20 protein-coding genes are annotated in these 23,365 nt (G+C 69.1%); 15 read left to right on the forward strand and 5 right to left on the reverse strand.

Features of this window, described 5'->3' with window-relative positions; translation table 11 throughout:
• Positions 1 to 7: 7 nt before the first annotated feature.
• Positions 8 to 499, reverse strand: coding sequence for a peroxiredoxin (locus tag ACGTNF_RS11185; protein ID WP_016853615.1), 492 nt, complete (start codon positions 497 to 499; stop codon positions 8 to 10).
• A gap of 192 nt (positions 500 to 691) precedes the next feature.
• On the opposite strand from ACGTNF_RS11185, the gene dapA reads away from it, so the two are divergent.
• The 4 genes from dapA (at position 692) to purC (ending at position 4,150) form a co-directional block, all read left to right on the forward strand.
• The gene (gene dapA, locus ACGTNF_RS11190) at positions 692 to 1,576 is read left to right on the forward strand and encodes a 4-hydroxy-tetrahydrodipicolinate synthase (RefSeq protein WP_016853616.1); all 885 of its coding nucleotides are present in this window, start codon (positions 692 to 694) and stop codon (positions 1,574 to 1,576) included.
• A 74-nt stretch (positions 1,577 to 1,650) separates the two neighbouring features.
• Positions 1,651 to 2,610, forward strand: a complete 960-nt coding sequence (locus ACGTNF_RS11195) for an outer membrane protein assembly factor BamC (protein ID WP_394601799.1) — start codon at positions 1,651 to 1,653, stop codon at positions 2,608 to 2,610.
• Positions 2,610 to 3,395 carry an MBL fold metallo-hydrolase gene (locus tag ACGTNF_RS11200; RefSeq protein ID WP_016853618.1) on the forward strand — a complete coding sequence of 262 codons (786 nt, stop codon included), beginning with the start codon at positions 2,610 to 2,612 and terminating at the stop codon, positions 3,393 to 3,395. Before ACGTNF_RS11195 ends, ACGTNF_RS11200 begins: the two co-directional genes overlap by 1 nt.
• A 41-nt stretch (positions 3,396 to 3,436) precedes the next feature.
• Positions 3,437 to 4,150, forward strand: a complete 714-nt coding sequence (gene purC, locus ACGTNF_RS11205; RefSeq protein ID WP_152479647.1) for a phosphoribosylaminoimidazolesuccinocarboxamide synthase — start codon at positions 3,437 to 3,439, stop codon at positions 4,148 to 4,150.
• Positions 4,151 to 4,347: 197 nt separating this feature from the next.
• On the opposite strand, the gene tsaA is transcribed toward purC, so the two are convergent.
• On the reverse strand, positions 4,348 to 5,067 hold the full coding sequence (gene tsaA, locus ACGTNF_RS11210) for a tRNA (N6-threonylcarbamoyladenosine(37)-N6)-methyltransferase TrmO (RefSeq protein WP_394601802.1): 720 nt from the start codon (positions 5,065 to 5,067) through the stop codon (positions 4,348 to 4,350).
• A gap of 114 nt (positions 5,068 to 5,181) precedes the next feature.
• Here tsaA and ACGTNF_RS11215 point away from each other — a divergent pair, with 114 nt between their 5' ends.
• On the forward strand, positions 5,182 to 5,703 hold the full coding sequence (locus tag ACGTNF_RS11215; RefSeq protein ID WP_394601804.1) for a GNAT family N-acetyltransferase: 522 nt from the start codon (positions 5,182 to 5,184) through the stop codon (positions 5,701 to 5,703).
• 3 nt (positions 5,704 to 5,706) lie between these two features.
• Here the strand turns inward: ACGTNF_RS11215 and nadC are convergent, their stop codons facing one another.
• On the reverse strand, positions 5,707 to 6,555 hold the full coding sequence (nadC, locus tag ACGTNF_RS11220) for a carboxylating nicotinate-nucleotide diphosphorylase (protein ID WP_394601806.1): 849 nt from the start codon (positions 6,553 to 6,555) through the stop codon (positions 5,707 to 5,709).
• 77 nt (positions 6,556 to 6,632) lie between these two features.
• Between nadC and ampD the strand changes: the two genes are divergently transcribed.
• The 6 genes from ampD to ACGTNF_RS11250 all read left to right on the forward strand — a co-directional run bounded on the left by ampD (position 6,633) and on the right by ACGTNF_RS11250 (position 14,867).
• Complete coding sequence (gene ampD, locus ACGTNF_RS11225) at positions 6,633 to 7,202, forward strand: 1,6-anhydro-N-acetylmuramyl-L-alanine amidase AmpD (RefSeq protein ID WP_394601807.1); 570 nt, start codon at positions 6,633 to 6,635, stop codon at positions 7,200 to 7,202.
• A 333-nt stretch (positions 7,203 to 7,535) separates the two neighbouring features.
• Positions 7,536 to 10,211, forward strand: coding sequence for a pyruvate dehydrogenase (acetyl-transferring), homodimeric type (aceE, locus tag ACGTNF_RS11230; protein WP_026068268.1), 2,676 nt, complete (start codon positions 7,536 to 7,538; stop codon positions 10,209 to 10,211).
• A gap of 73 nt (positions 10,212 to 10,284) precedes the next feature.
• Positions 10,285 to 12,261, forward strand: coding sequence for a pyruvate dehydrogenase complex dihydrolipoyllysine-residue acetyltransferase (aceF, locus tag ACGTNF_RS11235; RefSeq protein WP_394601809.1), 1,977 nt, complete (start codon positions 10,285 to 10,287; stop codon positions 12,259 to 12,261).
• A gap of 232 nt (positions 12,262 to 12,493) precedes the next feature.
• A complete protein-coding gene (adk, locus tag ACGTNF_RS11240) occupies positions 12,494 to 13,150 on the forward strand; it encodes an adenylate kinase (protein WP_394601811.1) in 657 nt (218 codons plus the stop codon).
• 254 nt (positions 13,151 to 13,404) lie between these two features.
• Entirely contained in the window at positions 13,405 to 14,109 is a 705-nt protein-coding gene (gene tsaB, locus ACGTNF_RS11245) for a tRNA (adenosine(37)-N6)-threonylcarbamoyltransferase complex dimerization subunit type 1 TsaB (protein ID WP_394601813.1), read from the forward strand.
• Positions 14,106 to 14,867, forward strand: coding sequence for a class I SAM-dependent methyltransferase (locus tag ACGTNF_RS11250; protein ID WP_394601815.1), 762 nt, complete (start codon positions 14,106 to 14,108; stop codon positions 14,865 to 14,867). Before tsaB ends, ACGTNF_RS11250 begins: the two co-directional genes overlap by 4 nt.
• 6 nt (positions 14,868 to 14,873) lie before the next feature.
• On the opposite strand, the gene plsB is transcribed toward ACGTNF_RS11250, so the two are convergent.
• Entirely contained in the window at positions 14,874 to 17,294 is a 2,421-nt protein-coding gene (gene plsB / locus ACGTNF_RS11255) for a glycerol-3-phosphate 1-O-acyltransferase PlsB (protein ID WP_394601817.1), read from the reverse strand.
• A gap of 137 nt (positions 17,295 to 17,431) precedes the next feature.
• On the opposite strand from plsB, the gene ACGTNF_RS11260 reads away from it, so the two are divergent.
• Positions 17,432 to 18,553 (forward strand): phospholipase D-like domain-containing protein, encoded by a 1,122-nt coding sequence (locus ACGTNF_RS11260; RefSeq protein ID WP_394601818.1) that lies wholly within the window; start codon positions 17,432 to 17,434, stop codon positions 18,551 to 18,553.
• Positions 18,554 to 18,558: 5 nt separating this feature from the next.
• On the opposite strand, the gene ACGTNF_RS11265 is transcribed toward ACGTNF_RS11260, so the two are convergent.
• A complete protein-coding gene (locus ACGTNF_RS11265) occupies positions 18,559 to 19,230 on the reverse strand; it encodes a YecA/YgfB family protein (RefSeq protein WP_016853631.1) in 672 nt (223 codons plus the stop codon).
• A gap of 65 nt (positions 19,231 to 19,295) precedes the next feature.
• On the opposite strand from ACGTNF_RS11265, the gene ACGTNF_RS11270 reads away from it, so the two are divergent.
• The 3 genes from ACGTNF_RS11270 (at position 19,296) to ACGTNF_RS11280 (ending at position 23,146) form a co-directional block, all read left to right on the forward strand.
• A complete protein-coding gene (locus ACGTNF_RS11270) occupies positions 19,296 to 19,838 on the forward strand; it encodes a SprT family zinc-dependent metalloprotease (RefSeq protein WP_394601819.1) in 543 nt (180 codons plus the stop codon).
• 170 nt (positions 19,839 to 20,008) lie between these two features.
• Positions 20,009 to 21,958, forward strand: coding sequence for an acetate--CoA ligase (gene acs / locus ACGTNF_RS11275; RefSeq protein ID WP_016853633.1), 1,950 nt, complete (start codon positions 20,009 to 20,011; stop codon positions 21,956 to 21,958).
• Positions 21,959 to 22,186: 228 nt separating this feature from the next.
• Positions 22,187 to 23,146, forward strand: a complete 960-nt coding sequence (locus ACGTNF_RS11280) for a DMT family transporter (RefSeq protein WP_394601820.1) — start codon at positions 22,187 to 22,189, stop codon at positions 23,144 to 23,146.
• The last annotated feature ends 219 nt before the right edge of the window (positions 23,147 to 23,365 follow it).

The following is a 23,365-nucleotide window of genomic DNA, read 5'->3' on the forward strand; positions in this document are numbered from 1 at the left end:
CCGCGGTTTACGCGCCGGGCATCGGTTCGCCGGCGTGAAGGGCCTGGGCGGCCTGTAGCACCTCGTCCACGTGGCCCTTGACCTTCACCTTGCGCCACTCCCGGGCCAGCGTGCCCTCGGCGTCGATCAGGAAGGTGCTGCGCTCGATCCCGAGATGCTCCTTGCCGTAGAGCTTCTTGAGCTTGATCACGTCGAACAGCCGGCACACCGCCTCGTCCTTGTCGGACAGCAGCGTGAAGTTGAAGTCCTGCTTGGCCTTGAAGTTCTCCTGGGCGCGGATGCCGTCGCGGGAGACGCCGACGATCACGGTGTTGGCGGCGTCGAAGGCGTCCTTGTGGTCGCGGAAGTCGCCGCCCTCGGTGGTGCAGCCCGGGGTGCTGGCCTTGGGGTAGAAGTAGATCACCACCTGGCGGCCGCGCAGCTCCGAGAGGCTCAGGGTGGTATCGCCGGTGGCGGTGGCGGTGAAGTCGGGCACCGGCTGGCCGAGGCTGACGCTCATGACGGGTCTCCAATCGGGGAATGAACGTCATGATTACACGCAACCCGCCGGCGACTGTAAAGTCGCCGCTGTACAGGCTCTCGAGCCCTGAGTACCATTTGGCCCCTGGCATCGCGCCCACGGGCGAGGGCGGGTTTTTCATGGCGACCGAGCCCTGCGGTCGCCGGCAGGCTGCGAGAGGACAAGACGAGGATGATCACGGGTAGCATCGTCGCGCTGGCGACACCGATGAAGGTCAACGGCGATATCGACTGGGAAGCCCTGCGGGCCCTGGTCCACTTCCATCTGGACAATGGCACCGACGCCATCGTCGCGGCGGGCACCACCGGCGAGCCGACCACCATGTCGTTCGCCGAGCACTTCGACGTGATCCGCACGGTGGTGGAAGAAGTCGGCGGCCGGGTGCCGGTCATCGCCGGCACCGGCGCCAACGCCACCTCCGAGGCGGTCGAGCTGGCGCGCTATGCCAGCGAGGTGGGGGCGGACTACTGCCTGTCCGTGTGCCCCTACTACAACAAGCCGACCCAGGAAGGCCTCTACCAGCACTTCAAGGCCGTCGCCGAAGGCAGCAACCTGCCGGTGATCCTCTATAACGTGCCGGGTCGCACCTGCTCCGATCTCTACAACGAGACCGTGCTGCGCCTGGCCGAAGTGGACAACATCGTCGGCCTCAAGGATGCCACCGGCAACCTGGAGCGCGCCGAGGACCTGATCGCGCGCCTCAAGGGCAGCGACTTCATGCTCTACTCCGGCGACGACGGCACCGCCTGTGACTTCATGCTGATGGGCGGCCACGGTGACATCTCGGTGACCGCCAACGTCGCCCCGCGCGCCATGCACGACCTGTGCGCCGCGGCGGTGGCCGGCGACTCCGAGAAGGCGCACCAGATCAACACCCGCCTGATGCCGCTGCACACCAATCTCGGCATCGAGGCCAATCCGATTCCCGTCAAGTGGGCACTGAATCGCATGGGCCTGGCGGAAGCGGGCATCCGCCTGCCGCTGACCTGGCTCTCCGAGAAGTACCACTCCACCGTCAGCGAGGCCCTGCAGCTGGCCGGCGTGATCGACGACTGAGGTCGACGAACCGAGAGTGACGACTGACGCGGCGCGATACGCCGCGACCTGGACAACTTGAGCAAGGTGGACGCATGAGCTCTGCGCTGAAATGGATGCCGCTGGTGGCGGCGCTGGCCCTGGCCGGCTGTGCCCGCGACGGCTACTACGACGACCGTGCCGCCGACTACGTCGAGGCCGAGCCGAGCGCGCCGCTGGTACTGCCCGACGGCCGCGATACCCGTCGCTACGGCGATGCGATGCCGGTTCCCGAGGCGCAGGGCACCTTCGTCTCCCAGGGCGAGGACTTCCGCGTGCCGCCACCCCGCGCCCTGGGCGCCGGCGGTGGCGTGCAGGCCGGCGGCGTGGCGCTGCGCGAGGCCGCCGGTCAGCGCTGGCTGGTGATCGGTGCGGCGCCCAGCGTCGTGTGGTCGGAGCTCGAGGACTTCGTCGCCGAGCGTGGCCTGACGGTGGTCCAGCGCGATGCCAATCGCGGCCTGCTGGTCACCGATCAGGCGAGCCTCAGCGTTCGCCCCGGCCTGCAGCAGGGGGCCAGCGAGCTGCGCTGCGAGCAGGGCGGGGCGACCCAGCAGCGCTGCCTGCGCGCCCTGCAGCGGCATTTCGAGGAGCGCGGTGCCACCGCCAGCGCGTCCTCGCTGGCGGTCCAGCGTCCCGAGGATCAGGCCAGCCCGCTGCTGACCCAGTCCGGCGGCGAGTGGCACCTCGAGGTGCCCTACGCGGCGGACCGCACCTGGGCCGAACTGAGCTATCAGCTCGAGGCGGACTTCGCGGTGGATGAGCGTCGCGAGCTGCTCGAGCAGGACGCCGAGGCCGGCACCTTCCTGGTCGATTACCTGACGCTCAGCGCCCGCAGCGCGGGCATCTGGGACACCCTGACCAGCTTCGGCGGGGCGGGCCCCCGGCGCATTCGCCTGTCGCTCGAGGCCTCGGGCCCCGAGAGCACCGTGCTCAAGGCCGATTCCGCCGATGACCGCGAGCTCTCCGACGAGGATCGTCGCGAGCTGCTCGAGCGGCTGGCCGGCCTGCTGGGCTGATGACGGAGGTCGCGACGCGGCGGCTGCACTTCGCTTCGCTCGGCAGCGGCAGCAAGGGCAATGCCACCCTGGTCAGCGACGGCGAGACGCGGTTGCTGATCGACTGCGGCTTCGGTCTCAAGGAGACCGAACGCCGTCTGGCGCGCTTCGACCTCCATCCTCGCCAGCTCGACGCCGTGCTGGTCACCCACGAGCACGGCGACCACATCCGCGGGGTCGGCCCGCTGGCGCGGCGACACAAGGTGCCGGTCTACCTCACGCCCGGGACCTGGCTGTCGGGCAAGCTCGGCGAGGTGCCGCACCGGCACTGGATCACGCCCCAGGCGCGCTTCGCCGTGAAGGGTATCGAGATCGACCCGGTCACGGTGCCTCACGATGCCCGCGAGCCGGTGCAGTTCCGCCTGAGCGCCGCCGGCCGACGGCTCGGCCTGCTCACCGACCTGGGCCATCCCAGCGAGCACGTGGTCGAGGCCTTCCGCGGCTGCGACGCCCTGGTGCTGGAGTGCAACCACGACGTCCACCTGCTGGAGGTTGGCCCCTATCCGCCGAGCCTCAAGCGCCGGGTCGGCGGCCAGTGGGGGCACCTGGCCAACGCCCAGTCCGCCTGGCTGCTGCAGCGGCTGGGGCTGGACGGCCTGCAGCGCATCGTCTGCTCGCACCTTTCCGAACACAACAATCGCCCCGAGCTGGCCCTGGAGGCCCTGGTGCCACTGCTCGACGGCGACGAATCGCGCCTGACGGTGGCGGCCCAGGATCAGGGGCTGGACTGGCAGGCGATCACCTGAGATTCCAGAATTCCATCTGACTGTTGCCTGTGGAGGCTCCCATGGAAAAGCGTCAAGAACTCTATGCCGGCAAGGCCAAGTCCGTCTTCGCCACCGATGACCCGGATCGCCTGATCCTGCACTTCCGCGACGACACCAGCGCCTTCGACGGCGAGCGCATGGAGTCGCTGGAGCGCAAGGGCAAGGTCAACAACCGCTTCAATGCCTTCATCATGGGCAAGCTCGAGGAAGCGGGCATCCCGACGCACTTCGAGGGCCTGCTCGGCGACAACGAGTGCGTGGTCAAGAACATGGACATGCTTCCGGTCGAGTGCGTGGTGCGCAACATCGCCGCCGGCGGCCTGGTCAAGCGCCTCGGCGTGGAAGAGGGCAGCGAGCTCAATCCGCCGACCTTCGAGCTGTTCCTCAAGAACGACGCCCTGCATGACCCGATGATCAACGAGTCGCTGGCCGAGACCTTCGGCTGGGCGACCCCGGAGCAGCTGGCCGAGATGAAGGCGCTGACCTTCCGCGTCAATGAGGTGCTCAAGCAGCTGTTCGCCGCCGGCGACCTGCTGCTGGTGGACTACAAGCTCGAGTTCGGCCTGTTCCAGGGGCAGATCGTGCTGGGCGACGAGTTCTCCCCGGACGGCTGCCGCCTGTGGGACGCCGAGACCCGCGAGAAGCTGGACAAGGACCGCTTCCGCCAGGGGCTGGGCGGCGTGATCGAGGCCTACGAAGAGGTGGGCAAGCGGATCGGCGTCGACTTCAGCTAAGACGACTGCCATGCCGAACGAAGGGCCCTGCGGGGCCCTTTGTCGTTTCTGACATCCGTCACTCGGCATAGGCGAGATGCGCGCCGGGGCAAGGTGGCGCGAGGGGTTTTTGCCATGGATGGCAAAAGTTAGCGCCCAGGGATGGGTTCATAGCGCCCTTGCGACGCCTTGACGCCGGCAAAGCGCATCAGCTGGCCTTACGCCGCCACGATCTCGACGACCTCCAGCGCTGTCTCGCCGGTCTCACCGGCCAGTGCCCGGAAGCGCACGTCCACGTCGCGCAGCCGCACGCCGTAGATACGCTCCTCCGCCCCCTTGCGATAGGCGGGGCGCGGGTCCTGGGCCAGCACCTGCTGGATCAGCGCGAGCAGCGAGGCGCCGTCGGGACGCGCGGCCAGCGCCGCCTCGGCCATCGGCGTCAGGCGCACGGGCAGGGCGGTCGGCGCCTCGGGGGCGAAGCCGGCCCTGGCCTCGGGGCGTGATTCCGCCCAGGGCAGGTAGGGCTTGATGTCGAGCACCGGGGTGCCGTCGACCAGGTCGGCTCCGCGCAGCCGCAGGCGCACGCCGTTCTCGACGTCGATGCCCTCGAGCTCGACCAGCGACAGCCCCAGGCGGTTGGGGCGGTGGGTGCTGCGGCTGGCGAACACGCCGACCTTCGCGTTGCCGCCCAGGCGCGGCGGGCGCACCAGCGGCGTCCAGCGCTCGGGGCTCAGGTGGAAGACGAAGGTCACCCACAGGTGGCTGAAGGCCTCCAGGCCGCGCACCGCCAGCGGGTCGTCGTGGGGCGGCGTCAGCACCAGGCTGGCCCGGGCGGCGTCGGCCAGCCCCGGCTGGCGGGGGATGCCGAACTTGTCGGGGTAGTCGCTCTCGATGCGCCCGATGGGCGTCAGGGCGAAGGTCTCGGGAGTGTCGTTCATGGGCGCTTCCGCTGGTCGCCGCCGCGATGCGCCGCCGTCCTGGTCGGGGGGCATTGGCGTGGCGGCATCGCTTCGGTAGTCTCGTGGCGTCTTCATCGTCGCAGGATGCCCTTCATGGGTCAGTTCGATACCCCGCGCGCTACGGCGCCGCGTCTTGTCTATCGTGAGGCCCGCGCCCAGGACGGCGCCGATCAGGCCGAGGTCTTCCATCACGCCGTCATGCAGGGCGCCATGAGCCACTACACGCTGGCCGCCCGGGAGGCCTGGGCGGCGGTGCTGCCCCGCGAGGCCAGCGCCTGGGTCGCCCGTCACGCCCTCTACACCACCCTGGTGGCGGCCTGTGACGGTCGCTGTGTGGCCTTCCTGGAGCTGGACGCGGCCGCGGGGCACGTGGAGTCGCTCTACGTCTGGCCGTCGCTGGCTCGCCGCGGCATCGGCAGCGCCCTGCTGGGCCATGCCGAGCGCCTGGTGCGCGAGCGGGGCGCAGAGCGGCTGAGCATCGATGCCAGCCTGGTGATGGCCGATGGACTGGAGCGCAGCGGCTGGCGTCGGGTGCGCGAGGAGTGGGTCGAGCGCGGCGGCGAGCGGCTGCCGCGCCGGCGTCTGGAGAAGCCGCTGGCGCCGCAGCCCGCCTGAGCCTCAGGCCTGCTCGAGGAAGCGCATCGACAGGTCGATCGCCTTGACGTCCTTGGTCAGGGCGCCGCTGGAGATGCGGTCGACGCCGGTCTCGGCGATCACCTTGAGGGTCGTCTCGTCGACGTTGCCCGAGGCCTCGAGGATGGCGCGCCCGTCGTTGCGGCGCACCGCCTCGCGCATGTCATCGAGCGAGAAATTGTCGAGCATGATGATGTCGGCCCGGGCGGCCAGCGCCTGGTCGAGCTCCTCGAAGGTCTCCACCTCTACCTCCACCGGCAGGTCGCGGGCGATGCGCCGCGCGGCCTCGACCGCCGCCGCGATGCCGCCGCAGGCCGAGATGTGGTTCTCCTTGATCAGGAAGGCATCATGGAGGCCGATGCGGTGGTTGATGCCGCCGCCGCAGGTCACGGCATACTTCTGCGCCAGGCGCATGCCGGGCAGGGTCTTGCGGGTGTCGAGGATGCCGACGCCGGTGCCGTCCAGCAGGTCGACGTAGTGCCGGGTGCGGGTGGCGGTGGCGGACAGCGTCTGCAGCAGGTTCAGCGCCGCGCGCTCGCCGGTGAGCAGGCTGCGCGCCGGCCCCTCCAGCTCGAGCAGCGGCGCGCCGGCCTCGAGGCGGTCGCCGTCGGCGGCCTGCCAGCGCAGCGCCACCCGTGCGTCGAGGCGGCGGAACAGCTCGTCGACCCAGGCCACGCCGCACAGCACCGTCGGCTCGCGGGTGATCACCCGGGCCCGGGCCCATTCCTTCTCGGGGATCAGCTCGGCGGTGATGTCACCGGGACCGACGTCCTCGGCCAGCAGCCGGGCGGCGCTGTTGCGGATCTCTTCGGCGAGGGCATCCTGATAGTGCATGGTGGCGTGATCTCTGTGCTGGGAAGCTCGGGCCGTCCATTATAGGGGAAAGGTCAGGACCGACGTCAGGGGGAAAGATGCCGATTCACGAGGGCTGGCTGACCGGGGCCCGCCGGGTGCCGTCACCCAATCACAACGCGCGACCGGAGGGCGAGGTCTCGCTGCTGGTGCTACATTCCATCAGCCTGCCGCCGGGCGATTTCGGCGGCGATGATATCGAGCGGCTGTTCACCAATCGCCTGGACCCGGACCGGCATCCGTTCTTCGCCGGGATCGCCGGGCTTCGGGTCTCGGCGCATCTGCTGATCCGCCGCGACGGCGAGTGCGTGCAGTTCGTGCCCTTCCACGAGCGGGCCTGGCACGCCGGCCGCTCGCGCTGGCGGGACGGCGAGGTCGAGCGCGAGGGGCTGAACGACTTCTCGGTGGGCATCGAGCTCGAGGGCGACGAGGTCTCGCCCTACACGGCCGCCCAGTACGCGGCGCTGGCCAGGGCGACCCGGGCGCTGCTGGCGAGCTATCCGGCGATGTCGGCCTCACGGATCACCAGCCATGCCCGTGTCGCGCCGCTACGCAAGACCGACCCCGGGCCGGCCTTCGACTGGGCCTTCTTTCGCCAGCGCCTGGCCGCGATGGACGTTTTCTCGTAATAAAACATTTCGCAGAGCCTGTGGTGAACCGGAGGAACGTGTCGATGAAGCGGGGCAGGAGACCTAGATCACCGTCGATCTGGCTCGATTCAGCAGGAAACGGTGTGTGGAGCCAAGTTTCAATATTTTGAAAAGGCTTTCCATGTCTGCTTCAATTGGCAGCCGCCAGCGTTTGCGGTATGGTCGGCGCACCCGCCGACTTTAGTCGTGCTGACTTGTAAAACGACTACAACAGAAACTTCCGGCATGGAGGTGATCCTTCCATGACCGTCATCATGCGCCACACCCCCTTGCTGGGGGCTGTTGCCCCCAACGTCATTCGGAGAGACGTCTATGAGTCTTGAGACAAGAGAAGATCTCGATCCGGTCGAAACCGCGGAATGGTTGGATTCCCTGGAATCGGTACTGGATCGCGAGGGCGAGGAACGTGCCCGGTATCTGATGACCCGCCTGGCGGATCGCTACCGCCATGACGGCATGCAGGTGCCTTTCTCGGTCACGACGCCGCACCGCAACACCATTCCGGTGCACCGCGAGGCGCCGATGCCCGGCGATCTCTTCATGGAACGTCGAATCCGCTCGCTGATCCGCTGGAACATGGCAGCGATGGTGACCCGGGCCAACAAGGCCAACAAGGGCATCGGCGGCCACCTGGCCAGCTTCATGTCCTCGGCGACCCTCTATGACGTGGGCTTCAACCACTTCTTCCGCGCGGCCAACGGCGACTTCAAGGGCGACCTGGTGTTCATCCAGGGCCACAGTGCGCCGGGCATCTACGCGCGCTCCTTCCTGGAAGGGCGCCTCACCGAGGCGCAGATGGACAAGTTCCGCCAGGAAGTCGACGGCGATGGCCTGTCCTCCTATCCGCACCCCTGGCTGATGCCGGACTACTGGCAGCTGCCGACCGTGTCCATGGGCCTCGGCCCGATCATGGCCATCTACCAGGCCCATGTCATGAAGTACCTGGACCAGCGTGGCCTGCAGCCGATGCAGGACCGCAAGGTCTGGGCCTTCCTGGGCGACGGCGAATGCGACGAGCCGGAGACCCTGGGCGCGATCCACCTGGCCAGCCGCGAGAAGCTCGACAACCTCAACTTCGTCATCAACTGCAACCTGCAGCGTCTCGACGGTCCGGTACGCGGCAACTCCCGCATCATGGACGAGCTCGAGGGCGTGTTCCGCGGTGCCGGCTGGAACGTCATCAAGGTCGTCTGGGGTCGCCACTGGGACACCCTGTTCGAGAAGGACAAGAAGGGCGTCCTGCAGAAGCTGATGGACGAGACCGTCGACGGTGAGTACCAGAACTGCAAGGCCAACGGTGGCGCCTATACCCGGGAGCACTTCTTCGGCAAGTACCCGGAAACCGCCGAGATGGTCAAGGACATGTCCGACGAGGACATCTGGAAGCTCAACCGCGGCGGCCACGACCCGTTCAAGGTCTACGCGGCCTACCACGAGGCCTTCCACAACGACAGCGGTCGTCCCACCGTGATCCTGGCGCACACCGTCAAGGGCTACGGCCTGGGTGCCGCCGGCGGCGAAGCCGACATGGAAGCGCACCAGATCAAGTCCATCGACGATCAGGACGTGCTCAAGAGCTTCCGCGACCGCTTCGGCATCCCGGTGTCCGACGAGGCCATCGAGAACGAGATGCCGTACTACAAGCCGGGCGACGACAGCCCGGAGATGAAGTACATGCATCTCCAGCGCGAACGCCTGGGCGGCTACCTGCCGGCGCGTAACCCGGACTTCGAGGCGCTCGACATCCCGGGGCTCGACGACAAGATCTTCTCGTCGCAGACCGGCGGCTCCAAGGGCCGTGAGGTCTCCACCACCATGGCCTTCGTGCGCATCCTGAACGGCCTGGTCAAGCACAAGGGCTTCGGCAAGCAGGTCGTGCCGATCGTGCCCGACGAGGCGCGTACCTTCGGCATGGAAGGCATGTTCCGTCAGCTCGGCATCTACACCTCCGAGGGCCAGAAGTACGAGCCCATGGACAAGGGCCAGCTGATGTTCTATCGCGAGGACAAGGCCGGCCAGGTGCTCGAAGAGGGCATCACCGAGGCCGGCGCCATGTCCTCCTGGATCGCCGCCGCCACCTCCTACAGCAACCACGGGCTGCCGCTGCTGCCGTTCTACATCTACTACTCGATGTTCGGCTTCCAGCGCATCGGTGACCTGGCCTGGGCCGCCGGCGACATGCAGGCGCGCGGCTTCCTGGTCGGCGGCACCGCCGGTCGTACCACCCTCAATGGCGAGGGCCTGCAGCACCAGGACGGTCACAGCCTGATCCAGGCCTCGACCATCCCCAACTGCCGCAGCTACGACCCGACCTACGCCCACGAGGTCGCGGTCATCGTGCAGGACGGCCTGAAGCGCATGTTCGCCGACAAGGAGAACTGCTTCTACTACCTGACGGTGATGAACGAGAACTACGAGCATCCGGCCCTCGAGGAGGTCCCTGCCGACGACATCATCAAGGGCATGTACCTGCTGCGCGAGACCCAGGGCGACAAGCGCGTCCAGCTGATGGGCTCCGGCACCATCCTGCGCGAGGTCGAGGCCGCCGCCGAGATGCTCGCCGAGGAGTGGGGCGTGGGCGCCGACATCTGGAGCGTCACCAGCTTCAACGAGCTGCGTCGCGAGGCCCTGGAAGTCGACCGTCAGGCGTTCCTGCATCCGGCCGACGAGCCGGGCAAGCCGCACGTCACGCGCTGCCTGGAAGGCCGTGAGGGTCCGGCCATCGTCTCCACCGACTACATGAAGCTGTACGCCGACCAGGTCCGCGCCTGGGTGCCGACCGACTATCATGTGCTCGGTACCGACGGTTTCGGCCGCTCCGATACCCGCGAGAAGCTGCGTCACTTCTTCGAGGTCAACCGCTACTTCGTCACCGTGGCCGCGCTCAAGGCGCTGGCCGACCGCGGCGAGATCGATCGCAAGGTCGTCGGCGAGGCCATCGAGAAGTACGGTATTGACCCCAGCAAGCCGAGCCCGCTCTCTGTCTGAGGCGTCGACCGACCGGTGGCATGGCGGGCCTGTCGAAAGGCCCGCCCCGTGAAGAGTTTGAAGGAGCGCGACCTTGAGTAGCGAAATCATCAAAGTGCCCGACATCGGTGGCGACACCGATGTGGAAATCATCGAGATCGCGGTGGCGGTCGGCGACGTCATCGCCGCCGAGGACTCCCTGATCACCCTGGAATCCGACAAGGCTTCCATGGACGTGCCGTCGCCCAAGGGCGGCAAGGTCGTCAAGGTGCTGGTCAAGGAAGGCGACACCGTCTCCGAGGGTGACGACATCGTCGAGCTGGAGGTCGAGGGCGGCGGCGACGCCGAGCCCGAGCAGCCCGCCGAGGCCGCCTCGCAAGCGCCGGCCGAGCCGGCCGCGGAGTCCAAGCCGGCACCGGCCGCCAAGCCCGCGTCCGGCGGCAGCCAGACCGTGGACATCACCGTGCCCGACCTGGGCGGCGCCAGCGACGTCGAGATCATCGAGGTCGCGGTGTCCGAGGGCGACGAGGTGGCCGCCGAGGACACCCTGATCACCCTGGAGTCCGACAAGGCCTCCATGGACGTGCCGAGCCCGCACGCCGGCAAGATCGCCAGCTTCACCGTCAAGGAAGGCGACACCGTCTCCGAGGGCGACGTGATCGGCACCATTCAGATCGCCGGCGGCGGTGACGAGGCACCGGCCGAGGACGCCGAGGCCGAGTCCGCACCCGCCGAGCAGCCGGCCCCGGCCGCCGAGGCCGCCCCGGCCAGCGGCGAGCCCGAGCGTCGCGAGGTTCGCGTGCCGGACCTGTCCGGTGCCAGCGACGTGCCGGTGATCGAGATCGCCGCCAGCGTCGGCGACGAGGTGGCCGAGGAAGACCCGCTGATCACGCTGGAGTCCGACAAGGCCTCCATGGATGTGCCGAGCCCGTTCAAGGGCAAGCTGGTCGAGCTGACCGTCAAGGAAGGTGACACCGTCTCCGAAGGCGACCTGATCGGCTACATCGAGACCGCCGGCGCCGCGCCGAAGGCCGCCCCGCAGCAGCAGAGCGCGCCCAAGGCCGAGGCCCCGGCCAAGTCGGAGCAGCCGGCCAAGGCCGCCGCGCCCGCAAGCGCCCCGGCTAGCGCCGAGAAGCCGCGTGACGGCAAGCGCGTGCACGCCGGTCCGGCGGTGCGCATGCTGGCCCGCGAGTTCGGCGTCGATCTCGCCCTGGTCAAGCCCAGCGGTCCCAAGGAGCGGGTGCTCAAGGAAGACGTCCAGGCCTACGTCAAGCAGGTGATGTCGGGCCAGGCCAAGGCACCGGCCGCCGCGCCGGCCGCGGCCGAGGGCGGTTCCGGCATTCCGCCGATCCCGGACCAGGACTTCAGCCAGTTCGGCGAGGTGGAAGAGAAGAAGATGGGCCGCCTGATGAAGATGGGCGCCACCAATCTTCATCGCAGCTGGGTCAACATCCCGCATGTCACCCAGTTCGACGAGGCCGACATCACCGAGCTCGAGGCCTTCCGCAAGTCGATGAAGGCCGAGGCCGAGGCGCAGGGTGCCAAGCTCACGCCGCTGCCGTTCCTGATCAAGGCCTGTGCCGTGGCGCTGCAGAAGTTCCCGCAGTTCAACGTCAGCCTGAAGAGCGACGGCGAGACCGTGGTGCAGAAGAAGTACGTACATATCGGCATCGCCGTGGACACCCCGGACGGCCTGATGGTCCCGGTGATCCGCGACGCCGACCAGAAGTCGCTGGTCGACCTGGCCAAGGAGTCCGTGGAGCTGGCCAAGAAGGCGCAGTCGAAGAAGCTCAAGCGCGAGGAGATGACCGGTGGCTGCTTCACCATCTCCAGCCTGGGCTCCATCGGCGGCACCGCCTTCACGCCGATCGTCAACCCGCCGGAAGTCGCCATCCTCGGCGTTTCCAAGGCATCGATGAAGCCGGTCTGGGACGGCGCGGCCTTCCAGCCGCGGCTGACCATGCCGCTGTCGCTCTCCTACGACCACCGGGCGGTCAACGGCGCCGACGCGGCGCGCTTCACCGCCTTCCTCGGCCAGGTGCTGACGGACATCCGTCGCCTGCTGCTCTGATCGAGGACGAGTGAGCCACGACCGACGGCGCCGCAAGGCGCCGTCGGCGTTTCCGGACCGGGAAATACCAAAGTGCTAGTCTCGCCAGTCCCTTGATCTCACGGGGTTTTCTGGCGCGCTCGGGGCCGTCGCGGGCGTGTGTCGCTTGTGTGACGTCGGTCGCCCCGGTATGGTTCGCTATTCTTCATTTTCTCCCCTTTCTGAATCCATCACACTTCCAAGGAGCAGTTCGATGCGAGTGATCCTGTTGGGCGCGCCGGGCGCCGGCAAGGGAACCCAGGCCCAGTTCATCTGCGAGCGCTACGGCATTCCGCAGATTTCCACCGGCGACATGCTGCGTGCCGCGGTCAAGGAAGGCAGCGAGCTGGGCCTCAAGGTCCAGGAGATCATGACCACCGGCGGCCTGGTGTCCGACGACATCATCATCGCCCTGGTCAAGGAGCGCATCGCCCAGCCGGACTGCGTCAACGGCTTCCTGTTCGACGGCTTCCCGCGCACCATTCCCCAGGCCGACGCCATGAAGGAAGCGGGCGTGAAGCTCGATCACGTGCTCGAGATCGCCGTGCCCGACGAGGAAATCGTCAACCGCCTGGCCGGCCGCCGCGTGCACCCGGCCTCCGGCCGCGTCTACCACGTCGACTACAACCCGCCGAAGGAAGAGGGCAAGGACGACGTCACCGGCGAGGCGCTGATCCAGCGCGACGACGACAGCGAAGCCACCGTGCGCAACCGCCTGTCCGTCTATCACGAGCAGACCGCGCCGCTGGTCGACTACTACCAGCAGTGGGCCCAGCAGGAGCCCGACGCCGCGCCGGCCTACCACAAGGTGGAAGGCGTGGGCAGCGTCGACGACATCACCGGGCAGGTGATCGCCGCCCTCGAGAGCTGAGTCTTGGGCCGAGGGGGCACTCGCGCCTGGTGATCGCGGACGCGGGGCTGATCCGGTGACAGGTCTTCGAGGGGCGCTGTGAACCCTTCCCTGGGCGCTACTTTGGCCATCCCTGGCCAAAAACCCCCTCTGCGACCTGTCACCGGCGCCCCGCTCTCTGCACCAAGACGAGTTGCCGATCGAATGACCACGGCCCGCATTGCGCGGGCCGTTGTCGTATAATGCCCCGACACTTCCCGCATCGTTAGAGACCCATGCCGATCCTGCTGGCCCTGGATGCCTCCTCGAGCGCCTGCTCCGCCGCCCTGCTGCGGCGTCGCGAGGGCGCCGACGACGAGGTGATCTCCCGCTTCGAACTCACTCCCCGAGCCCATACCCGCCGGCTGATGCCGATGGTCGACGAGGTGCTGGCCGAGGCCGGCATCGCCCCGGCCGAGCTGGACGCGGTGGCCTATGGCCGCGGCCCGGGCTCCTTCACCGGCCTGCGCATCGCCGCCGGCGCCGCCCAGGGGCTGGCCTTCGGCCTCGACCGCCCGCTGCTCGGGGTCTCGACCCTGCAGGCGCTGGCCCTGGGCGCCCATCTCCGCCATCGCTATCGCTACCTGATCACCGCGCTGGATGCGCGCATGGGCGAGATCTACGCCGCCGCCTGGCAGTGCTTCGACGGCCGCGTCGAGTGCCTGGCCGAAGAGGCGGTGCTGCCGCCCGAACGGCTGCGTCTGCCCGAGGCCCAGGCCGATCATGACTGGGTCGGCGTTGGCTCCGGCTGGTCGCTGTGGGATGCCATGCCGGCCGACGTGCAGGCCGGAATGAGCCTGTGCCTGCCCGACCAGGAGGCCGCCGCCGAGGACATGGTGCGCCTGGCCGCCGACGCCTTCGAGGCCGGCGAGGGTCGCCCGGCGGCCGAGGTCCAGCCGGTCTACCTGCGCGACCGGGTCGCCTGGCAGAAGAGCCGATGAGCGCGGTGGCGGCGGACGACGCGGCCCTGGCCGCGCGCTGGGGGCTGCCCGACGCCGATGCACTGGCGTCGGGCGAGGCGCCGCCGCTCACGCTCGGCCGCGAGGGCGACCGGCTGGTGCTGGCCGGCGACGCGAAGGCCTACGGCAAGCCGCTGTCGGTGGACTTCGTCGAGGGCAAGGCGGCCCACCGGCGCCGCTTCGGCGGCGGCCGCGGCCAGCTGATCGCCAAGGCCTGCGGGCTCGGCAAGGGCGTGACGCCCTCGGTGGTGGACGCCACCGCCGGGCTCGGCCGCGACGCCTTCGTGCTGGCGACCCTCGGCGCCGAGGTGCTGATGGTCGAGCGCGTGGCGGCCATCGCCGCCCTGCTCGAGGACGGCCTGGCGCGCGCCATGGCGGAGGCCGACACCGCCGAGATCGCCGCCCGCCTGCGGCTGGCTCACGGCGATGCGAGTCGCGAGCTCGCCGACCTGGTGGCGGCGTCCGACGTCGCGCCCCAGGTGGTCCATCTGGACCCGATGTTTCCCCATCGCGAGAAGTCGGCGCTGGTGAAGAAGGAGATGCGGCTGTTCCGCGAACTGGCCGGCGACGACGCCGACGCCCCGCGGTTGCTGGAGGCGGCGCTGGACGTGGCCACCCACCGGGTGGTGGTCAAGCGGCCGCGCAAGGCGCCGCCCATCGAGGGTCCCCCGCCGCGTCACGTGCTGGAGGGCAAGACCAGCCGTTATGATCTCTACGTTCACCGCTCCCTCAGCGACTAGCGCCCGCTAGTCGCCCGTGCTCTCTTCCGGGGCGCCGCCACGGGCGGCGACTCTTTCCAGCCGATGGCGCAGCGCCGGATCGAACAGCGTCCGGCCGCGCCGGGCCGCCTCGCGCATCGACTCGTCGTAGTACAGGCGTTCGTCGCGGATCGTCAGCCAGCCCTCGCGTGCCAGGCTCTCCACCAGGCCGTCGAACAGCCGCGCGTCGAAGAACTCCGGCGCGTCGCGGCCGGTGAGCCGTGCCAGGCGCTCGGCGAGCTGGCGGGCGTGATTCGCCAGGCCGGCGTGGTCGAAGTGCCCCGGCGCCTCGCCGAGCAGGGCGGCGACCAGCAGGTAGCCGCGCTCCAGCGTCGGGCGGATCAGCCGTCCCAGCATGCGCAGCTGTTCGGCCTCGGCCAGCCCCTCGGCGCGTCGCCATCCCTGTGCCTCCTCGATCAGCAGCCCGGCCTCGGCGAGCTGGGCGAGGGTGGCGTCCAGCGCCGCCTCGAAGTCGGCCGGCGCCTCGATCGACAGCTCGTGCGTCAGCACCGGCCAGCCCGGCGCCAGCAGCGCCGCCAGGGCGTCGCGGCGATGGCGGCCTTGATGGCGGAAGGCGAAGGCGACGAGCCCGGCCAGCGCGTAGAGGTGCAGCACGTTGTTGCGATACCAGGCCAGGCGGCCGGCCTGGCGCTCGTCGGCGGTGACCAGATCGCCCAGCGGGTGAGGGCGGTAGTCGAGCAGGCCCAGGGCGCGGGCGTGGTCGATCCAGTCGCGGGGCGCACCGGCGGGCAGGGGATGGCTCTCGTCGCCGGGGCGGGGGCGACGGAGCTCGGCCAGCAGCGCCAGCTGGCGTTCGAGCAGCTCGGCCTCGATGGCCCGGTGGGGCGTGGCCAGCAGCCCGAGGGCGACCAGGTTCACCGGGTTGAGCGTGGCGGCGGCGTTGATGCGCCGCGCCAGGGTCTCGCCCAGCCGCGAGACCGCGTCGGCGCGCCAGGCCGGGCGCGGCTCGCCGAGGTCCGCTCGCCAGCCGGGCTGGTGGGCATCGAGGAAGGCGTCGAGGGCCAGCGGCTCGCCGACGTTCACCGTGACCCGCCCGTAGGGCTCGCGCAGCCTGCCGAGCACGCCGAGCAGCGCCAGCGGGGTCTCCTTGCGCTTGGCGCCGCCGGCCAGCTCGCGCTGGTAGCTGGCCTCCTCGAGGATGCGCTCGTAGCCGATGTAGACCGGCACGAACGACAGCGGGCGGCCATCCGCGGGGCGGCGCAGGAAGGAACCCAGGGTCATGGCCAGCATGCCGGGGCGCGGCGCCAGCAGCCGGCCGCTGCGCGAGCGCCCGCCCTCGATGAAGTACTCGAGGCTGTGGCCGCGTGACAGCAGGCGGTGCAGATACTCGTCGAAGACCCGCGCGTAGAGCGGCTGGCCGCGGAAGCTGCGACGCAGGAAGAAGGCGCCGCCGCGGCGCAGCAGCGGGCCGATCACCGGCATGTTCAGGTTGCGGCCGGCGGCGATGTGCGGCGGCATCAGCCCCTGTTCGTAGAGCACGTAGGACAGCAGCAGGTAGTCGATGTGGCTGCGGTGGCAGGGCACGTAGACCAGGGTGTGATGCCCGGCCAGCGCCTTGACGCGCTCGATGCCGCGCAGGTCGATGCCGTCATAGATCCGGTGCCACAGCCGTCCGAGCAGGCCGTCGAGGAAGCGCAGCGCCGGATAGCTCATGCTGGCGGCGATCTCGCGGCCGTAGCGATGCGCGCGCCGGCGCAGCCGGCCACGGCTGGCCTCGTCGTCGCCGGCCTGATCGTCGATCTCGGCCTCGACCGCGGGGCTCGCCGCCACGCCGGCGATCAGGGTGCGGCGATGGGACAGGTCCGGCCCCAGCACCCGCTCGCGCACGCGTCGGAAGTGGACGCGCAGCAGGCGGGCGGTCTTGCGCTCGATGTGGGCGGGATCGCGGCCGTCGGCCAGCTCGGAGAGGCGCAGTGGGGCGCCCAGCTGCACCTCCAGGTCGCGGCCGTTGACCAGCACCGCCAGCAGGCGGCGCAGCCGGCCGGTCAGCCGCCAGTCGTCGGCGGCCAGCAGCTGCCAGATCCCGAAGCGCTTGCCCGGGGCGCGGCCCCAGAACACGCTCACCGGCACCAGCTGCACGTCCTCGCCGCATTCGATCAGCCGCCGCAGCGGGGTCGGCCGGCGGTGGCGCCGTCGCGGATCGGGCAGGGCCAGCAGGGAAGGCGGTGCGTCATCGCCCCGGGCGCGACGCACCACCGCGGGCGGCAGGCCGTCGCGCTCGGTCAGGCACTCGAGCAGCAGGCGGTCAGAGAGCGCCAGGCGGGGCAGCACGTAGACGGTCGGCAGCTCGGGATCGAGGCCCAGCGCCTCGGGAGCGGGTTCGCGCCGCCGCACCCGCACCCAGGCGCTAAGCAGTCGGCGCAGCGGGCGCCAGCGGGAGTCGGCCATCCGGTTGCCTGTGTGGTCGCATGTGCGGCCAGTATACGCATGCCGGCGGCGCCGGGTCAGGCGTTGGCGGCGCCGGCTTTTCCCGCCCCGGCAAACGTGCGTCAATGGCCGCCTGTCATCATGGCCAGGGAGGCGTCATGCACGGCATGTGGCGAGAGGGAAACCGGTTCGAGTTGCTGCCCGAGGCGTCGCGCTTCCTGCCGGCCATGTTCGAGGCCGTGGACGGCGCCCGCCACTCGGTGCTGGTCGAGCTCTACCTGATGGAGTCCGGGCGCCTGGCCAGTGCGGTGATCGAGGCACTGAGCCGCGCCGCGGCGCGCGGCGTGACGGTGCTGCTGCTGCTCGACGGCTATGGCGCCATGGGCCTCGACGCCGAGGATCGCCGGCGTCTCGAGTCGGCCGGGGTGGCGCTGCGCTGGTTCAATCCGCTGGGCTGGCATTCGCTGGCCCGCAACCTGACCCGCGACCATCGCAAGCTGGTGGTGGTGGACGGCGAGATCGCCTTCACCGGGGGCTTCGGCGTCGTCGACGAGTTCCTCGAGGCCTGGTACGAGGTGGCCCTGCGCATCCGCGGCCCGGTAGTGGCCGACTGGGTGCGGCTGTTCTCGAGCCTGTGGGACTCGCCGATGAGCCGCGGCGCGGGCGCGCCGGCGCTGGTGCACGGCCTGGCCAACGACGGCTCCGCCAGCGAGGGCTATCACGGCATGCGCGGACGCGTGGTCTGGGGCCAGGGCTATCGCTACCAGGCGATTCGCCATTCCCTTCAGCAGCGGGTGAGCGGGGCGCAGCGGCGCATCTGGATCTGCACGCCGTATTTCGTGCCGACGCTGAGCCTGCGGCGACGCCTGGTGCGCGCCTCGCGTCGCGGCGTGGAGGTCTGCCTGCTGCTGCCCGGCGCCAGCCATGATCATCCCGGCGTGCGCTACGCCGGCCAGCGCTTCTACGGGCGCATGCTGCGCGCCGGGGTGCGCATCTTCGAGTTCCAGCCGTCGTTCATCCACGCCAAGTTCACCCTGGCCGACGACTGGGTCAGCCTGGGCTCGTGCAACTTCGATCACTGGAGCCTGCAGTGGAACCTGGAGGCCAATCAGGAGGTGGAGGACCCACGGCTGGCCGACGAGGTGGCCGAGCTGTTTCGGCGCAACTTCGCCGCCAGCCGCGAGATCGACGCCGAGGCCTGGGCGCGTCGGCCGCGGCTTCAGCGCCTCAGGGAATGGCTGTACGGGACCCTCGACGGCTGGCTTACTTTGCTGCGCTGAGCCGTTTACTTCTTGCGCTTCGGCTTGCCCTTGTCCTTCCCCTTGCTCTGGCCGGCGGGCTGCTTGCGGCGCGGCTTGGGCTTGGGCGTCTCGGGCGGCACGCGATAGTGCAGGTAGAGGTCGAGCACCAGCTCGGGCAGCTGGGCGGTCAGGCTCTCGAGGCGGTCGCCGTCCTTGGCCAGCTCGGCCATGTCCGGCTCGTCGCCGAACAGCCCCGAGAGCAGCATGAAGGGCAGCAGCAGGGTGGCGGCGGCCTCCTCGTCCTCGGCGAACCAGGCCGGCTCGTCGAGGAACACGCCCTCCATGAAGCCGGCGCACCAGTCGCCGATCGGCGTCTCCTCGGGCGGCACGCCGCCGAGTTCGAGATCGAACGGCAGCTCGGGCAGGCCGCCGCCCTCCAGCACCGAAATGGCGGTGGCGCGCAGCCGCTCCAGCAGCCCCAGCACTTCCTCGCGCTCGGCGTCGTCGGCGAAGGTCGGCTCGCCGTGAAAGAGCTCCGCCACCCAGGTGGCCGGGGGCACGTCGCTGGGCGAGACGGCCAGGGCGACCAGGAAGCCGTGGGCGCCGATCAGATCCAGGGCGTCGGCGTCGACGCCGTCCGACTCGAGAAAGTCGTCCAGGCGGTCCAGGGCCTCGTCGTCGAGGAGCGGCAGGGGCTGGGGCTTGTCGTCTGACATGTCTCTCACTCGCTGGTGTCGGCGGGGCTTTACGCCATCTAAACGGAGCGCCATTCTAGCATCCCATGACGACGCCCGCGCTGCCCGACCCCGACCCGCACTGGCTGGCCGGCCTCGATGCCGAGGCCGGCCGGGCGGCGCTGCGCGAGCGGGTCGAGGCCGCCTACGTACTGTGTCGCGAGGTGCATCCGGGCCTGCCGCGGCCCGTCGTGTGGCTGGACCTGCGCGGCCGCTCGGCCGGCCAGGCGCATTTCGGCCGCGGCGGGCTGCGCTTCAACCCGGTGCTGTTCGACGAGAATCGCCACGCCTTCCTGGTCGAGGTGGTGCCCCACGAGATGGCCCACTGGCTGGTGCATCACCTGGAGGACGGCCATCGGGCCAAGCCCCACGGCCACGAGTGGCGCACCGTGATGCGCCGGCTGTTCGGGCTCGCGCCCCGCACCACCCATCGTTTCGACACCGGCCGCGCGAGCCCCGCGCCCCATCGCTACCGCTGCGGCTGCCGAGAACATGCCTTCACCGCGCGGCGCCATGCGCTGGCGCGGGCCGGGCGCGCCTATCGCTGTCGACACTGCGCCGAGACCTTGGTCTATCTGGGCCTGGGCTGACCCGGATGAACGGGCTTAACGTACTGTTATAAAAAAGAAAAACGTTCATACCAATGTCTAAGGGGAAGGCGCCTCGACGGAAGAGTATGCTGAATTCATCTTAATGGCGCCGGTCGCCGCGATCGGCATCGTCAACCTGAAGGGACCACCCCGAGGACAGAGGCAACTCCATGAGTGATCAACCGCACGTCTATCCGGTACCCGATGACTTCGCCGCCAAGGCCTGGGCCGACAAGGCCACCTACCAGGCCATGTACCAGCGTTCGCTGGACGATCCGGAGGGCTTCTGGGCCGAACAGGCCGAGTGCCTCGACTGGTTCAAGGCGCCAAGCAAGATCAAGCACACCGTCTTCGATCCCCAGGACGTCGACATCCGCTGGTTCGAGGACGGCCGCCTCAACGTCAGCAGCAACTGCCTGGACCGTCACCTCGAGACCCGCGGCGACCAGACGGCGATCATCTGGGAAGGCGACGATCCCGAGGATTCCAAGACCCTGACCTATCGCCAGCTGCATGAGCGCACCTGCCAGCTGGCCAATGCCCTCAAGGGCATGGGCGTGAAGCGCGGCGATACCGTCACTCTCTACATGCCGATGATCCCCGAGGCCGCCATGGCCATGCTGGCCTGCGCCCGCATCGGCGCGGTGCACTCGGTGGTGTTCGGCGGCTTCTCGCCGGACGCCCTGGCCCAGCGGGTCAAGGACGCCGGTTCCCGGGTGGTGATCACCGCCGACGAATCCGTGCGCGGCGGCAAGCAGGTGCCGCTCAAGGACAACGTCGACGCCGCCCTGACCCGCGAGGGCAGCGACGTCTGCGAGAAGGTGCTGGTGGTCCAGCGCACCGGCGGCGAGATCGACTGGCACGAGGGCCGCGACCTGTGGTTCCACGAGCAGGTCGATCCGCAGTCCACCGACTGCCCGGCCGAGGAGATGGGCGCCGAGGACCCGCTGTTCATCCTCTACACCTCGGGCTCCACCGGCGCGCCCAAGGGCCTCAAGCACACCACCGGTGGCTACCTGCTGCACGCGGCCCTGACCCATCGCTACGTGTTCGACTACCACGACGGCGACATCTACTGGTGCACCGCCGATGTGGGCTGGGTGACCGGCCACAGCTACATCGTCTACGGCCCGCTGGCCAACGGCGCCACCACCCTGATGTTCGAGGGCGTGCCGAGCTATCCGACCAACGGCCGCATGGGCGAGATCGTCGACAAGCACCGGGTCAACATCCTCTACACCGCGCCCACCGCGGTGCGTGCGCTGATGGCCCACGGCGACGACGTCATGGATTCCAGCTCGCGCGACAGCCTGCGCCTGCTGGGCTCGGTGGGCGAGCCGATCAATCCCGAGGCCTGGGAGTGGTTCCATCGGGTGATCGGCAACGAGCGCTGTCCGATCGTCGACACCTGGTGGCAGACCGAGACCGGCGGCATCATGATCGCGCCGCTGCCCGGCGCCACCGACCTCAAGCCCGGCTCCGCCACCCTGCCGTTCTTCGGCGTGCAGCCGGCCCTGGTCGACAACGAGGGCAACATCCTCGAGGGCGCCACCGAGGGTAACCTGGTGATGCTCGACGCCTGGCCGGGGCAGGCGCGCTCGATCTGGAACAACCACGAGCGCTTCCTGCAGACCTATTTCAGCACCTACAAGGGCATGTACTTCACCGGCGACGGCTGCCGCCGCGACGAGGACGGCTACTACTGGATCACCGGCCGCGTCGACGACGTGTTGAACGTCTCCGGCCACCGCATGGGCACCGCCGAGATCGAGTCCTCGCTGGTGGCCCACGAGTCGGTGGCCGAGGCCGCCGTGGTCGGCTTCCCCCATGACATCAAGGGGCAGGGCATCTACATCTACGTGACCCTGGCCGACGACGTGGAGCCCAGCGACGAGCTCAAGAAGGCGCTCACCCAGTGGGTGCGCAAGGACATCGGGCCGATCGCCTCGCCGGACGTCATCCAGTGGGCGCCGGGGCTGCCCAAGACCCGCTCGGGCAAGATCATGCGCCGCATCCTGCGCAAGATCGCCGCCAACGAGTGCGACGGCCTGGGCGACACCAGCACCCTGGCCGATCCGTCGGTGGTCGACGACCTGATCGAGCATCGCGCCAACCGCTGAGCCCGGTTCAGATCGCCGGACTCGTGGGATGAGACCATCAGCGACAGCGAAGCGCGGGGGCCCGGCTCCCGCGCTTTTTCGTGTGTCGCTCTTCCGCCAGCCGGCAGCCGAAAGAGTGGCTATCCATGAGACGCTGCCTTGATAATGGTGCGATGACACAGGGCGACAGGGGGCCGCGGGGCACCCTCGAGCGCGTCGTCATTCCTTTCATGATCAAGGCCGTTCTCCATGTCAGCAGGCAAGTCGGATGCATTCTCAGAGTCTCAGCCAGCCACTTCCTCACCGGTGTCACCATCCGCCTCCGGCGTGGGCGAGAATCGTCCACGCGCCGTGGTGCTGATGTGCCTGTCGGCGATCTCCTTCGCGCTGATGGGGGCGATGGTCAAGCTGAGCGGTGACTTGCCGCTGTTCGAGAAGGTCTTCGTGCGCAACCTCGTCAGCCTGGGCGTCGCCATCGTGATGGTTCGCCTGGCCGGGGCGCGCCTGTTGGGGCATTGGCATCATCAGCCGCTGTTGCTGGCCCGTTCACTGATCGGGCTCGGCGGCGTGATGAGCTTCTTCTATGCCATCGAGCATCTGTTGCTGGCAGATGCGACCATCCTGAACAAGCTTTCGCCGTTCTTCGTGACGCTGTTTGCCGGCCTCTTCCTGGCCGAGCGTCTGGGGAGATGGCGGCTGGTGGGCATGTTGATCGCCTTCGTCGGGGCGGCGCTGGTCATCAAGCCACAGCTGGCGTTCGCGGAAGGGGGAATGGAGGCGCTCCTGCCGGCGCTGGTCGGGCTGGGGTCCGCCATGCTGGCAGGCGGAGCCTACACGCTGATACGGGCGCTGAGAGGGCGTGAGGCGTCTGCGACCATCGTGCTACATTTCTCGCTGGTCTCCAGCATCGCCACCCTGGTGCCGATGCTGATGAATCCGGTGATGCCCAGTGGGCCTCAGGCATTGGCCTTGCTGGGTATCGGGATCTTCGCGGCCGGTGGCCAGATACTGATGACCAAGGCCTATCGCCTGGCGCCCGCGGGGGAAGTGTCGATCTATTCCTATCTGACCATCGTGTTTTCCGCTCTGGCCGGCTGGGCGATCTGGGGCGAAGTGCCGGATGCCGCCAGTCTCGTTGGCTTCCTGCTGATTGCCGGAGTGGCACTGGCCGGCTGGCAGGCGAGTCGCGTTGCGGCAAGGGCGGCCTGATCCATCCGCAGGATGATGTCAGCATTCACGTGTGCATTGCTCACTCATTGGTGGGCAATCCGTGCGATACTCGTGTTCCCCGAGCGAAACATCAGTAGGTCTCCCGATGGTGGGCTGCTTTGTTAAACGCGCGTTCCGTGGGGTAACATGCCGTTAATAAATACTGCGTCCCGCAGGCGGCGGTCGGCCCCCGCTGCTCTCGGATCCGGAGGAGAATCC

This window comes from Halomonas sp. B23F22_10, assembly GCF_043496975.1.
In the GTDB taxonomy this organism is placed as follows: Bacteria; Pseudomonadota; Gammaproteobacteria; order Pseudomonadales; family Halomonadaceae; genus Halomonas; species Halomonas smyrnensis.

What these genes read in the sequence shown, in the direction of transcription:
- ACGTNF_RS11250 (WP_394601815.1), top strand. Translation starts at nt 14,106, where the DNA reads ATGAGCGCGGTGGCGGCGGACGACGCGGCCCTGGCCGCGCGCTGGGGG.
- aceE (WP_026068268.1), top strand. Translation starts at nt 7,536, where the DNA reads ATGAGTCTTGAGACAAGAGAAGATCTCGATCCGGTCGAAACCGCGGAA.
- ACGTNF_RS11185 (WP_016853615.1), bottom strand. Translation starts at nt 499, where the DNA reads ATGAGCGTCAGCCTCGGCCAGCCGGTGCCCGACTTCACCGCCACCGCC.
- nadC (WP_394601806.1), bottom strand. Translation starts at nt 6,555, where the DNA reads ATGCACTATCAGGATGCCCTCGCCGAAGAGATCCGCAACAGCGCCGCC.
- purC (WP_152479647.1), top strand. Translation starts at nt 3,437, where the DNA reads ATGGAAAAGCGTCAAGAACTCTATGCCGGCAAGGCCAAGTCCGTCTTC.
- plsB (WP_394601817.1), bottom strand. Translation starts at nt 17,294, where the DNA reads ATGGCCGACTCCCGCTGGCGCCCGCTGCGCCGACTGCTTAGCGCCTGG.
- adk (WP_394601811.1), top strand. Translation starts at nt 12,494, where the DNA reads ATGCGAGTGATCCTGTTGGGCGCGCCGGGCGCCGGCAAGGGAACCCAG.
- ACGTNF_RS11270 (WP_394601819.1), top strand. Translation starts at nt 19,296, where the DNA reads ATGACGACGCCCGCGCTGCCCGACCCCGACCCGCACTGGCTGGCCGGC.
- ACGTNF_RS11215 (WP_394601804.1), top strand. Translation starts at nt 5,182, where the DNA reads ATGGGTCAGTTCGATACCCCGCGCGCTACGGCGCCGCGTCTTGTCTAT.
- ACGTNF_RS11200 (WP_016853618.1), top strand. Translation starts at nt 2,610, where the DNA reads ATGACGGAGGTCGCGACGCGGCGGCTGCACTTCGCTTCGCTCGGCAGC.
- ampD (WP_394601807.1), top strand. Translation starts at nt 6,633, where the DNA reads ATGCCGATTCACGAGGGCTGGCTGACCGGGGCCCGCCGGGTGCCGTCA.
- ACGTNF_RS11195 (WP_394601799.1), top strand. Translation starts at nt 1,651, where the DNA reads ATGAGCTCTGCGCTGAAATGGATGCCGCTGGTGGCGGCGCTGGCCCTG.
- acs (WP_016853633.1), top strand. Translation starts at nt 20,009, where the DNA reads ATGAGTGATCAACCGCACGTCTATCCGGTACCCGATGACTTCGCCGCC.
- tsaB (WP_394601813.1), top strand. Translation starts at nt 13,405, where the DNA reads ATGCCGATCCTGCTGGCCCTGGATGCCTCCTCGAGCGCCTGCTCCGCC.
- ACGTNF_RS11265 (WP_016853631.1), bottom strand. Translation starts at nt 19,230, where the DNA reads ATGTCAGACGACAAGCCCCAGCCCCTGCCGCTCCTCGACGACGAGGCC.
- tsaA (WP_394601802.1), bottom strand. Translation starts at nt 5,067, where the DNA reads ATGAACGACACTCCCGAGACCTTCGCCCTGACGCCCATCGGGCGCATC.
- ACGTNF_RS11260 (WP_394601818.1), top strand. Translation starts at nt 17,432, where the DNA reads ATGCACGGCATGTGGCGAGAGGGAAACCGGTTCGAGTTGCTGCCCGAG.
- dapA (WP_016853616.1), top strand. Translation starts at nt 692, where the DNA reads ATGATCACGGGTAGCATCGTCGCGCTGGCGACACCGATGAAGGTCAAC.
- ACGTNF_RS11280 (WP_394601820.1), top strand. Translation starts at nt 22,187, where the DNA reads ATGTCAGCAGGCAAGTCGGATGCATTCTCAGAGTCTCAGCCAGCCACT.